The organism is Chryseobacterium oryzae, from assembly GCF_022811665.1.
Lineage (GTDB): Bacteria > Bacteroidota > Bacteroidia > Flavobacteriales > Weeksellaceae > Chryseobacterium > Chryseobacterium oryzae.
Genome location: NZ_CP094529.1, coordinates 2,368,828 through 2,381,903 on the forward strand (window position 1 = coordinate 2,368,828; position 13,076 = coordinate 2,381,903).

General features: G+C 37.5%; 9 protein-coding genes and 2 pseudogenes. 3 read left to right on the plus strand and 8 right to left on the minus strand.

Going from position 1 to position 13,076, the window contains the following annotated elements:
- Positions 1-30: 30 nt before the first annotated feature.
- The gene (locus MTP08_RS10750) at positions 31-1,344 is read right to left on the minus strand and encodes a sugar porter family MFS transporter (protein ID WP_243575951.1); all 1,314 of its coding nucleotides are present in this window, start codon (positions 1,342-1,344) and stop codon (positions 31-33) included.
- Positions 1,345-1,880: 536 nt separating this feature from the next.
- Positions 1,881-4,640, minus strand: coding sequence for a substrate-binding domain-containing protein (locus MTP08_RS10755; RefSeq protein ID WP_243575952.1), 2,760 nt, complete (start codon positions 4,638-4,640; stop codon positions 1,881-1,883).
- Positions 4,641-4,737: 97 nt separating this feature from the next.
- Here MTP08_RS10755 and MTP08_RS10760 point away from each other — a divergent pair.
- Positions 4,738-4,929: pseudogene (locus tag MTP08_RS10760) on the plus strand (DUF6691 family protein); the annotation flags it as partial.
- A gap of 63 nt (positions 4,930-4,992) precedes the next feature.
- Here MTP08_RS10760 and MTP08_RS10765 read toward each other — a convergent pair.
- The 6 genes from MTP08_RS10765 to MTP08_RS10790 form a co-directional block, all read right to left on the minus strand.
- The gene (locus tag MTP08_RS10765; protein WP_243575953.1) at positions 4,993-5,688 is read right to left on the minus strand and encodes a VIT1/CCC1 transporter family protein; all 696 of its coding nucleotides are present in this window, start codon (positions 5,686-5,688) and stop codon (positions 4,993-4,995) included.
- A 62-nt stretch (positions 5,689-5,750) separates the two neighbouring features.
- Entirely contained in the window at positions 5,751-6,920 is a 1,170-nt protein-coding gene (locus MTP08_RS10770) for a DUF3570 domain-containing protein (RefSeq protein WP_243575954.1), read from the minus strand.
- A gap of 33 nt (positions 6,921-6,953) precedes the next feature.
- Positions 6,954-7,157, minus strand: a complete 204-nt coding sequence (locus MTP08_RS10775) for a DUF4266 domain-containing protein (RefSeq protein ID WP_243577750.1) — start codon at positions 7,155-7,157, stop codon at positions 6,954-6,956.
- Between the two features lie 26 nt (positions 7,158-7,183).
- The gene (locus tag MTP08_RS10780) at positions 7,184-8,110 is read right to left on the minus strand and encodes an FAD:protein FMN transferase (protein ID WP_243575955.1); all 927 of its coding nucleotides are present in this window, start codon (positions 8,108-8,110) and stop codon (positions 7,184-7,186) included.
- 6 nt (positions 8,111-8,116) lie between these two features.
- Positions 8,117-8,563 carry a thioredoxin family protein gene (locus MTP08_RS10785; protein ID WP_243575956.1) on the minus strand — a complete coding sequence of 149 codons (447 nt, stop codon included), beginning with the start codon at positions 8,561-8,563 and terminating at the stop codon, positions 8,117-8,119.
- Between the two features lie 70 nt (positions 8,564-8,633).
- On the minus strand, positions 8,634-9,023 hold the full coding sequence (locus MTP08_RS10790) for a hypothetical protein (protein ID WP_243575957.1): 390 nt from the start codon (positions 9,021-9,023) through the stop codon (positions 8,634-8,636).
- Between the two features lie 280 nt (positions 9,024-9,303).
- Between MTP08_RS10790 and MTP08_RS10795 the strand changes: the two genes are divergently transcribed.
- Together MTP08_RS10795 and MTP08_RS10800 are read left to right on the plus strand one after the other, a co-directional pair.
- On the plus strand, positions 9,304-9,636 hold the full coding sequence (locus MTP08_RS10795) for a hypothetical protein (protein WP_243575958.1): 333 nt from the start codon (positions 9,304-9,306) through the stop codon (positions 9,634-9,636).
- Between the two features lie 82 nt (positions 9,637-9,718).
- Positions 9,719-12,844, plus strand: a pseudogene (locus tag MTP08_RS10800) (efflux RND transporter permease subunit); the annotation flags it as partial.
- Positions 12,845-13,076 lie beyond the last annotated feature (232 nt).

Here is a 13,076-nt window from a genome sequence, read left to right on the forward strand (position 1 = left end):
ATTATTTTTTCTCGAAGATTTTTGAAGGGTTTACTCTTTTGTAAGTGTTTTGCTTAATTTTTCCAGTGATACGCCTTTGGTTTCCGGCATCATAAAAATCACAAATAATAGCTGGAATACCATTGCGATTGTGAAGACCAGAAACACGGTTCCTGCCCCTATAGTTGAAAATAATGTAGGTATTAATGAAGGAATAATCGCTGCTAAAACCCAGTGCGTAGAACTTCCGAATGCCTGTCCTGAAGCGCGGAGGTGGTTCGGAAAGATTTCGGAGATAAAAACCCAGATCACCGTTCCCTGTCCGATGGCGTGAGAAGCGATAAACAGGAATAAAAATACAGGAATCGCTAAGCCCGACCAATGGAAATAAAACGCCATAGAAACGAGTCCCAATGAAATGATATAACCGATGGAACCAATGTACATCAGAGTTCTTCTGCCCACCTTGTCGATAAGATTAACACCAACCAAAGTGAAAACCATATTCACAATCCCGATTCCGATACTGCTGAGCAATGCGGTTTTCTCGCCCAATCCAGCCTCGCCAAAAATTCTCGGTGCATAATATAAGAATGCATTGATTCCCGACATCTGGTTGAAAAATGCGACAAGGAAAGCGAGCATTAACGGAAAACGATATTTTTTCATAAAGATATTTTCCTTTGGTGCTTCGGCATGATCTTCTTCCATCTGAGAAATTAGTAGGTCAGAATCCTGATCCGGATTTACGGTTTTAACTACATTTTGGGCTTCGTTTATTCTGCCTTTGGAAACGAGCCATCTTGGACTTTCCTGAATTATAAGCACACATAAGGTGTAGATAGTTGCCGGAATTGCCTGAACACCAAGCATCCATCTCCAGTCGTTATCTCCGATTCCGCTGAGTAGATAATTGGATAAAAAGGCAACCAAAATCCCCAGCACAATATTGAACTGATACAAGGAAACCAATCTTCCTCGGTCTTTTGCAGGAGCGATTTCGGAAATATAAGCCGGAGCTGCAATGGTGGATGCCCCAACGCCTAAGCCTCCCATAAATCTGAAAAATGCGAAGATATAAGGATCATTGGAAAGCGCTGTTCCGATTGCTGAAAGTGCATATAAGACACCGATTGCCAAAAGTGTTTTTTTACGCCCGAATTTGTTGGTCGGGATTCCGCCAAAGATGGCGCCGATAACGGTTCCCCACAATGCCATTCCCATTACTACCGCACCGTGGAATGCGTCTGAACTCTGCCAAAGCACCTGTAGTTTTTTGTCGGCTCCGGAAATCACCACAACATCAAACCCGAAAAGAAATCCTGCCAAAGCTGCAGTGACAGACCACATCAAAATTTTATTCATATATAAATATTTATTATTTTTTATTGATCAAATGGAGTCGCTCATTCTTTATTGATGTTTGCGTTTACAAACCATAGCGATTTCACCTATTGAAAAATATTACTTTGTTTGTGGCTAATATATCCTAGGACAGGAATGCGAAGGTCTAATTATGTAACAAAATATTTCGTCAAGGTTAATTATTTGTTAACTTATTTTAATTAACTGAAAATCAAAATTTTAAAATTGATGTAATTTCAAAATATGATAATGATGTTTCAAAAATGTAACATCATTCTATAAAAATGTTACGTGGATTATGAGGATTTTTAGAAGTATGAACGAATGTTAGTGTGGGAAGATTGACCGAAATTTGAGGTCGGGTTTTTGGAAACTACGGCTTTGGTTTTTATAAGATGAATACTTCGGGCAAGCAATGCATCATTGTTCACCTGAACAACGATGTCATATTAGTACCGAGAACGATATCTAGTTCGCACAGATACTGCTACTCTTTATTCGGAAAAGAAAGGAAAAAAATATATACGGATTAATTATTATTCCTCACCACCACTCTTCCTAAACACGTTTGGAGAAACCCCAAACTTATTTTTGAAAACTGTGGAGAAATAATTCGGGGAAGAAAAGCCGGTTTTATAAGCAATTTCGGAAATCGTCAATCCTGGATTTTGTAGCATCGATTTCGCCTGTTCCAGACGGATATTGTTGATGTAGTCGCTTACATTCACGTCAAACATTGCTTTTATTTTTCTGTAAAGCTGAATTCTTGAAATATTCAGTAAATCTGCAAGATTTTCCACTGAAAAATCGGGATTGTCGATATTGGTTTTGATGATCTGATTCAATTTGTTCACAAACGTCTGCTCCATACTTCCGAAGGATTTGCTGTCCACAATTCTTCCGATGTTGTTGGTGTAATAATAACGTAGTTTTTCTCGGTTGTAAAGCAACGAACACAGAGACTGTGTCAGGATCGGATAGCTGAATGGCTTCGTAAGATATAGGTCAACCCCGGATTTCAGTCCATGAAGATAAGATTCCTTATTGTCCAAAGCCGTAAGAAGAATGACCGGAATATGAGATGTTCTGAGGTCATTTTTCAGAATTTCGCAAATTTCAAATCCGTTTTTTTCAGGAAGATTCACATCGCACACAATGATGTCAGGAATTTCGCTTAGCGCTTTATCAATCGCATCCGTACCATCGGAAACCATCACATCAAATTCCGTCTGTAGCTTATTGCTGAGGAAAAACGACAAATCCGAATTATCTTCCACCAAAAGCAAAGAATACCGATCACCTGGATTTTCCTGGATTTGCATAAAACTTCCTTCTTCCACCATGCCAAAAACATCTTCTTTTGCTAACGTTTCCGCATCCATAACACTCGGTTCTTTTATCATCTGATCTTCATTGAAATGCTTGTTTCCTTTGTAAAGGCTGATGATAAATTCCGTTCCTTGAAAAGAACTCACCTCGATTTTCCCGCGATGAAGCTCCACAAACTGACGACTAAGATGAAGTCCAATTCCTGAACTGTTTTTGCGGTTGTTGGAACCTTTAAAATAGGGTTCGAAAACGTTGCTGATTTCTTTTTCTGGGATTCCTATACCGTTGTCTTTGAAGCTGATAACCACCTGATTTCCTTTTTCCTGAATTGTAATTTCAATTTTTCCATTGTCCGGCGTGAATTTAAATGCGTTTGACAAAAGGTTAAAATATACTTTATCCATCAGGTTTCTGTCAATATACAGTTCTAGATTTTTGTTTGTGGAATGGATTTCAAACTTAATATTCCTTTTTTTGGCTTCGTTTTCAAAATCCCTGAAAATGCCATAAGTGAAATCGTAAATATTGGTTTTGGAAACCCTTAAATTGAAGGTTTTATTTTCTATTTTCCTGAAATCCAAAAGATTATCTACCAACCTTAGCAAACGGTTTGAATTTTTATTAATCAGTTCCAGCTCATAAGACGGTTTTGTACCCTTGCTTTTAAAAGTATCTTTCAATGATTCTAATGAACTCAGGATGAGGGTTATTGGTGTTTTGAATTCGTGGGATAAGCCGGTAAAAAAGTTTACTCTTGCTTCATTACTTTCCTTGAGTTCGTTGGCAATGGTTTCAATCTGATTCCTTTGAATCGTCACACGTTCGTTGGTGAGAGTAAGCTGTTTATTTTTAATTTTAATGGTATAAATCAGGTAAATAGCATAGGCAATCAGGCAAAACATCAGAATTAGAAGTACAACTGACCATCGGAACAATTCTCTTTGGGAAGAATAGAGTTCGGTCTGCTTTTTCACGGCATTCACCTGATTTTCGATCACTCCCTGCTGTTCGATGATTTTATCGAACTGGTTGCGCATAATCTCAGCATTCAGCCTGTCGATAATGGTTGTACTGAGCTTGATACGTTTCGGTGGAATTTGCCCGTGGTAGATTTTAATGGCAGTTTCAATGGCTTCCGTTCCGCCGGTAGGATAAAGTAAAGTGGCATTCAATTTACCGTCAAGAACCATCTGAATTCCACCGTCTTTGGTGTTCAGACCATCCACACCGATAAATTTGATTTGATTTTCCACACCGGCGTTTCTCGCTATTTGCCATGCTTGTGTAGCGAGTTGGTCATTGAAAGCAAAAACATATAAGCTTTGATTTCCGAGTGAATCCAGCGTTTTCCTGAAAGCCTCTGCCGGAAGACCTCGGACGGTTTTTATCAGCTCTGTATTAGGATTATTTTTGATGATTTGCTCGAAACCCAAACTCCTTTCAATCGTTGGGGACGAATTGTCATCGCCTTTTATTTCGATGATTTTTTTCAGATTTTTAGAGTCAGAAAGAATATATTGCGCTGCTTCTTTCCCAATTTCTATATTATCTGCTCCGATATAAGTGGCGTATCTATCAGAATTGATTTTCCTATCCACCAAAATCACAGGAATCTTTTTTGCAAAGGCTTTTTCTACTACTGGAATCAGAGAATTGGGGTCAATCGGCGAAATAATGATAACATCTACCCTGCTGTCAATCATTTTTTGAATATCCTGAATCTGTTTTTTGACAGAACCTTCCGCTTTGCTAATGCTCAGATGCACTTCAGAATGCAGTGATGCCTGAATCTCCATTGCGTGGTTCATAGCCTGCCGCCAAGGATGATTGCCCAACCCTTGCGAGAAGCCGATATTTATTTTATCCGATTTTGTTGAAGCATCCTTGCAACCATGCAAAATCATCAGCAACAAAAATAAAACGGTACCAACCTTGGGAAAACCAAACGTTCTAAAAAGTTTTTTCATGGACATATGAACACAATATTAATAAAGATGTTTTACACCTACAATTTTTGGTGAGAGTATTTTATGTTAATTGAATATATGAACGCATCAAAATCCGCCCAAGACATTCAATAAAGGCCAAATCTATGGTGGATTGATTTTCGGTTTTGGCTGGGCGATTACTGGCGCTTGTCCCGGACCACTTTTTGCACAGATCGGAACCGGAGCTTTGGCGGTTATCATTACTTTGGCTAGTGCCATTTTCGGAACTTGGGTGTACGGTTATTTTAAAGAAATATTGCCTCATTAAAATCTTAAATCGACAAAGACTGTAATTAAAAACTACAGTCTTTATTTTTTTATTTAATAATTCCTATGCCACAGAAACTCCAAAAAGATGTCCTATCAAAGCAGTAATTCCCATGGCAACAGTTCCCCAGAAACAGATTCTCAGAACGGCAATTCCGATTTTTGAACCACCGGTCCTTGCTGAAATCGCTCCTAAGATCATTAAAAACATAATGGAAAATCCATACTGGAAATAGACCATTTGTTTAAGCGGTGCCAAAAGCGAGACGGCAAAGGGAAGCAATGCTCCCAAACCAAATGAAGCAAATGATGCGAACGCAGCCTGCAAAGGTTTTGCCTGTGTGATTTCATTAATTCCCAATTCATCGTGAGCGTGAGCTGCCAAAGCATCGTGATTCGTAAGTTCGGTCGCCACTTGCAAGGCAGTTTCTTTGCTTACACCTCTCCTTTCGTAGATTTTTGCAAGCTCTCTTAATTCTATTTCAGGCATTTCTTCAAGCTCACGTTTTTCTCTTAGCAAATCTGCTTTTTCTGTATCTTCCTGCGAACTTACTGATACATATTCTCCTGCGGCCATCGACATTGCACCGGCAATCATTCCGGCTAACGCTGCAAGGATTATCGTATTTCTATCCGGAGAAGCTGCCGCAACTCCAATAACAATACTTGTGGTAGACAACAAACCGTCATTCGCTCCTAAAACCGCTGCACGAAGCCATCCTACTCTATTAACATAATGTTTTTCTAATTGATGATGCATAGGTTGTTGTTTTAAAAAAAAATGACTTGTCAAATAACATTCAACAAGTCAAGTATTACAATCTATTTGAATCTAAAATTTAACGAAATAATATCAGAAGTCATCCCGACAGATTTCGTGTAATGTCCGTATCTGATTTCCAGCATATTTAATCTTTCTACGCCAAACAGACCATTTTTAGGATTAAATCTAATTCCTGCACCGTAAAAATTACTGTTGAATTTAGACAAATCATAATTGCTCGTATAATAATCGTCGAAAGCCATATGTTGTTGGTAAGGTAAAAAATATTTCGCTGCAGTTTGCGAATAATACCTGTAAAAAGGTGTCACAGAAACAAAAGGCGAAATTTTAAAAGGCGTTTCCAGACTCACAGTGTTCGATTTCAATCCCCAATCGTCGGTGTAATACCTGTAATACGCTCTCAAAATCACTTTATCTCCAAGAAAATAATTCGCTCTCACACCAACCGGAAGTTTAAACCTTTTATCAGGCAATGTTTCCTGATGAACCGAATTATCATTAAAATATACCCTGTGAAATGGCAAACTTAAATAACCCGTCTGTTGAACGGCATCGGTAAGAAATTCCATCTGGAAATTCTGATTGATAATCTGTGAATACGCCAAAGACAGAGCATAGGTATTTCTTCCACTCGTTCCTTCATTTTGGGCAGTTCTGAGCTCGATGGGAGCAATCAACTTCACTTGGTCAAAATAGGCTTGGAATTTTGCGGTAAATTCTCCCATTTTGTTTGGTGTTTTTTTCGCAAAACCAATATTAGCGCTATAAGACTGATAATCATATTCTGTAGAAGCCGAAACTCCCGCCAAAAGTGTTGTTCCTTTGTTTTCGTTTTCACGGCTCCAGCTTAGTGCAGGATAGATTCTAGTATCTGCGTGAGAAGCGGAAGAATTGGCTTTCAAATCAATCATATCCGAAGAAGCCGACGTGTAATGGTCTATCCCGACACTGAAACCAAACTTATTTTTCCTGTCTTTTTTATCATATTTTACCAGAGTAACATCGATAGCATTCGAGATGTCGTTGAGCTTTTCAGAACCCGTTCCTCCCGTTACCGCAGAATTATTCCCGTCTTGCTTATAATAACTTGAAACCAAATTGGCTTCATCCAGCGTTAGTTTTTTCGGTTGTGTATTGCCTGTATTCTCCTGTGCTTTTGCATTGAAAATTCCTAAAAGAGCAACAATACTTACTATAATTTTTTTCATTTTAAATCACAATTAAATTTTATTGCTACTATTTTAGTTGCAACCGCAACCACCACCTACTTTTCCGGCATTGGCTCCTGAAGAACCTTCTCTGTACGACTGAAAACTGAGTTCTGTTTTTTCCACAGTTCTGTTCCCTAAAGCCATTTCGGCGTCGTTCAGTTTGTTTTTTTCGTATTCTTTTACGGTGGTGCAAGATTGCACTAAAGCAACGATTGCCAAAAAACACACCGTCATTTTTATTTTAGTTATACTATTTCTTTTCATTTTAAATTGATGTTTTGAGATGAATAAATCTTATTATAATCATCGATAATGACGCATTCTAAATGGTTGATTTGATTCACCATATTCAGTGCGGCATCGATTCCCATAATACTTACCGGAGTTGCCATTGCATCAGCGATTTCTGCATTAGGACAGAAAATGGTGACACTTTTCACGCCCGAAACGGGCATTCCGGTTTTTGGATTGATGGTGTGAGAATATTTTTTTCCGTTGATGACTACGAATTTTTCATAATTTCCCGACGTTGCAACCGCCATATCTGTGATGTTCATATAAGAAAATGGCTGTTTTGAGTTGTCCGGGTCTGCAATTCCGACTGTCCAAGGTTTTCCGTTGGCTTGATTTCCCCAAGTCGTCAAATCTCCGGAAGCATTTACAATACCGGAAACCACGCCTCTTTGCTGAAGAATTCTTTTCGCCATTTCTGCGGCATAGCCTTTCCCGATTCCGCCAAAACCAATGCGCATCCCTTTTTCTTTGAGAAAAACGTTTTGATTGACTGAATATAGAATGATGTTTTGATAATTCACCAATTGCAGATGACTTTTTATCAATTCTGGGTTGGGAAGCTGCGTCATTTCACGGTCAAAATTCCAGAAACTTTTATCGATTCCTCCGTAGGAAATATCGAAATACCCATCGGTAATTTTGCTGATTCTGATGCTTCTTTCAATCAAATCAAAAATCTCAGCATCTACTTTTACAGGTTGTATCCCTGCATTTCGGTTGATGAGATTGGTTTGACTTTCTTCATTAAAAGTTGTTAACAGCCTTTCAATTCTGCGAATTTCTTCAATGGCAGCATCGATATGAAGGTTTGCCCAAGTTTCGTTGTCGTCAACAACGGTAATTTCAAAAGCGTTCCCCATCAGTTTTTGAGGTCTTTTGAATTCTCTCCACATATTCGTCTAAGGTTTTTGGTTGTCTTTAATGTCTCTGATCTCTTTACTGAACGCTAAAGCATCGCCGGAAATAAGACCTTCCCAACTTTTCAGAATTTTACCTTCCGAGTTTAGCAAAATCGTGTAAGGAAAAATTCCTTTTTGATTGTATTGGTCGGCAAGAGAAGCATTTTCTTTCTTGAGTTCTGCCTTAAGCTGATTCTTTTTGTTTCTCGGAAAATCTGCATTGAGATAAACAATGACATTATCGGTTTCCAACTTCTTGAAGTCTTCGGTTTCGATAATATTTTTATGAAGTTTGATGCACGGAATACACCAATCTGAACCGGAAAAATTAAGCAGAATAAGTTCGTTTTTTTCTGCAGCGATTTTTTTTGCGTTTTCCCATCTGTTTTGAGCATTGAAAACGACTGAAAACACAACCAAAAACAGGGTTGAAAATATTGTCTTCATAATATTTTAAATGAAATTTTTGTTTAACGGAGTACAGCTTTTAAAATTTAAAAAACTGTATTTATGAATGTTATGAAAACAGAATTCTAGGTGGTTCCCAAACTGAACTTTTAAAACCCTTCAGGCAAAAGTCTTCATCCTTAGATAAAATTTTAGGTGATTTCAGAAGGTTTAGAAAATCCTTTTTAAATTCAAACTCGAAATTTTGATTAACTGTAAAAACCAAAACCAATGGTTGAGAATGCATCACAAAAGGAAGTTTCTGATCTTTCCCATAATCTCCATCTTTTGCAGGATGTTCGTAATGGGTTTTGAGAAAAGCCACCAAAGGCATTTCCGGATTGAGCGCTTTATGCTCAAAGTAATGCTCTACAAGTGTAGGAATTTTTAAAAGCTGATATAGTTCGGTTGTAGAAACCAAAAACAAAGTAAGCAAAACTATGGAAATCAACTTTTTCACTACTCAAATTTAAATAATTTTAAGTTAAGAACGATTTTAAATAATTTTAGATTGTATAGAAATTATAAAAAACAAATGATTATTTCAACCATTCAACACATTTAAAATTTCCTCTATATACTCTATGAATTAAAATATTATCGACGAAAGCCAAACAACTCTGACTTCATCATAAAATGTGTCATTTTTGTTTTATAATTTATTAACTTAGAATTTCTCGAACAATTAAAAAACGACTATCTTTGCACCAATGTTAAGATGGTTCTCCATACTATGTTTGATGATTTATGTACTTGCAACAACCAATGTAGCGGAAGTATTAAAAACACCTGTCTTAATAGAACATCTAATGGATTATCAAGGAAGCTTTTCCGAGTTTTTGGTGGAACATTACGATAATCATCAACCCGATTCAGATTGGGATACAGACCAGAAGCTACCGTTTTTCAATCCTCCGATTGTCCTGATGGTTTACGCAAAACTTCCGGAAACCACTTTTCACATAGAACAAATCAAGGAGATCATTATTTCTCAAAAACCAACTGTTTATCAGGAAAAAGACTTTTCCAGCAGTTATCTTTCCCGTATTTTCCAGCCTCCTCGCTTTTGTTAATTGATTTTTAATTTAAATATCAGTGTTTTAGGATTTCTTTCTAAAGCAGTTGATTTCTATTTAATTCAATTAATAAATTTTTATGTTAAATAAAATTATTGAGTTTTCTGTAAAGAATAAACTCATTATTGTGCTGTTTACCATTGCGCTTATCCTTTTTGGAATTTATGAAACCACCAAACTTCCTATCGATGCACAACCTGATATTACGAGTACTCAGGTTCAGATTATTACTGTTGCGCCTTCTTACGGCGCTGCAGATATCGAACGTCTCGTAACTTTTCCTATCGAGCAGGCAACCAGTAACATCAGCGGAATTACCCAAATCCGCAGTTTTTCACGTTTTGGATTGTCGTTGATTACAATTGTTTTTGATGATGATACTGATGTGTATTGGGCTCGTCAACAAGTTCAGGAACGATTACAACTGGTTCAGGAAAATATTCCTGCAGGCATCGGAAAACCTGAATTAGGACCTATTTCATCCGGTTTGGGAGAAATTTTCCAATATGTTGTAAGACCTAAAAAAGGATACGAACACGTTTATGACGAAACCGAACTCAGAACCATTCAGGATTGGGTGATTCGCCGACAGTTATTAGGCACGAAAGGCGTTGCCGATGTCAGCAGTTTTGGAGGTAAGTTAAAACAATACGAAATTGCCATTAATCCCAATCAATTACAGGCTTTTAACATCAATATCAATGATGTTTTTGATGCCTTGGAGAACAATAATCAAAATACTGGAGGCGCTTATATTGAGAAAAGAGAAACCGTCCTTTTTATCCGTAGTGAAGGACTTTTAGGAAGCACAGAAGACATCGGAAATATTCAGGTTTCGAGTACAAAAGAAGGAATTCCTGTTCATATTAAAGATGTAGCGAAGGTAAAAATAGGTTTCGCAACCCGTTACGGAGCAATGACTTACAACGACAAAGGCGAAGTTTCCGGAGCAATCGTAATGATGCTGAAAGATGAAAATGCCAATGAAGTCGTTGGAAATATTAAAGAAAAATTAGAAAAAATTCAGGAATCATTACCGGAAGGTGTTGTGATTGAACCGTTTTTGGACAGAGCTAAAATGGTGAATAACACGATTAGTACGGTAAAAACCAACTTAATGGAAGGCGCATTAATCGTCGTTTTCATTCTGGTTTTATTCCTCGGAAATTTCAGAGCGGGATTATTGGTCGCTTCCGTCATTCCTTTGGCGATGCTTTTTGCCATTATTATGATGAATATTTTCGGAGTTGGAGGAAATTTAATGAGTCTCGGAGCTTTAGATTTCGGATTGATTGTGGATGGTGCCGTGATTATTGTGGAAGCCGTTCTGCATCAATTAGCCCACAAAAAACATTTTGGAAAAGACAATATACTTTCAAAAGCTGAAATGGACGGTCAGGTTTCCAGTTCAGCAACAAAAATGGTCAACAGTGCGGTTTTCGGACAAATCATTATTTTAATTGTTTACTTACCAATTTTTACGCTTCAGGGAATTGAAGGAAAAATGTTCAAACCAATGGCACAAACCGTTGCTTTTGCGTTGATTGGAGCATTTTTATTATCATTAACCTACATTCCGATGATGAGTTCTTTGGTGTTGAGCCGAAAGAAAAAAACAAAAGACAATGTTTCTGACAGAGTGATGGCGAAAATTGAAATCGGTCATCAGAAATTATTAATTAAAGCTTTAAAATTCAGAAAAACAATTATTGCAACAGTAATTATTTTGTTTGCAGGAGCGGTTTTCGTGCTTTCAAAAATGGGTGGAGAATTTATTCCGTCTTTGGAGGAAGGCGATTTTGCGGTTGAGATGAGAATTCTTCAGGGAAGTAATATCGAAGAAACAAAAAAAGCCACAACTAAAGCTTCGAAAATTTTATTAAAACAATTTCCGGAAGTTCAGAAAGTCGTGATGAAAATCGGAAGTGGAGAAATTCCGACCGACCCAATGCCGATGGATGGTGGCGATATGATTGTCGTTTTAAAACCTAAAAAAGAATGGACTTCCGCACACTCATTTCCTGAACTTTCAGATAAAATGAATGAAGCATTACAAGTCATTCCAGGACTTACTGCAAGTTTTCAGTTTCCGGTTCAGATGCGTTTCAATGAACTGATGACGGGAGCAAAACAGGATGTGGTCTGTAAAATTTATGGCGAAGATTTGGACAGTTTGGCGACTTACGCTAAAAAGTTAGGAGGAATTATTTCAACAGTCAATAGCGCTCAGGATTTGTATTTAGAACCTGTCGTCGGAGCTCCGCAAGTTGTGATTGATTATAATCGCGCCGAACTTTCACGCTACAATATTTCCGTTGCAGAAATTAACAGAGTTATCAATATGGCTTTTGCAGGTCAAACTGCAGGTGCTCTGTATGAAGGCGAAAGGAAATTCGATGTGGTCGTAAGAATGGATCAAGAGCACAAAAAAGACATTTCAAGCATTCAAAATCTGTTGGTTCCAACGCCTAATGGGGAACAAATTCCGTTGTCGCAACTGGCAAAAGTGGAATTAAGAGAAAGTCCAAATCAGATTCAGAGAGAAAATACCAAACGTAGAATTGTGATTGGGTTTAATGTTCGTGGAAGAGACGTTCAGAGTATTGTGGAAGAGCTTCAGCAGAAAGTTAACAAAGATTTGAAGTTATCTGCAGGTTACACGATTTCTTATGGCGGTGCTTTTGAAAATTTAAATCAAGCCAAAGCAAGATTAGGAATTGCCGTTCCGATTTCTTTGGTAATGATTTTCTTATTGCTGTTCTTCGCTTTCGGTTCTGTAAAACATAGTTTGCTGATTTACACTGCAATTCCGTTGTCCGCAATTGGTGGGATTTACTTTTTAGCATTAAGAGGAATGCCTTTCAGTATCAGTGCGGGAGTTGGATTTATTGCTCTTTTTGGAGTAGCAGTTTTAAACGGAATTGTTTTGATTTCAGAATTCAACAGATTGAAAAAAGATGGAGTAACCAACTTAAGCCGAATTGTTTTGATGGGAACAAGAATCCGTCTTCGTCCGGTTCTGATGACGGCTTTCGTGGCTTCTTTAGGATTTTTACCAATGGCAATCAGCAACGGAGCTGGTGCAGAAGTGCAACGACCTTTGGCAACCGTGGTTATCGGAGGCTTGATGTTGGCAACACTTTTAACCTTGTTCGTTTTGCCGATTCTTTATGTCTTATTTGAACGAATCAGTAAAAAGAAAAAGTTTAATAAGATTAAAGAAAACAGTTAAAAATATCTGGGTAAAATAACTTAGAATTTATCCTTGTTTTCCTCAATAAATGAAGTGGCATTGTTTATCTTAAAAAAGAATCCAATACATAATCTTTGTTTGACCTTGCGATAATTTAAAGGCAAAGAAATACAAAGTTTTCTTAAAAATGAAACTTTATAATTAAGATATACAAAGGCGTTTCACTTAAAATAGAAAGACAAGT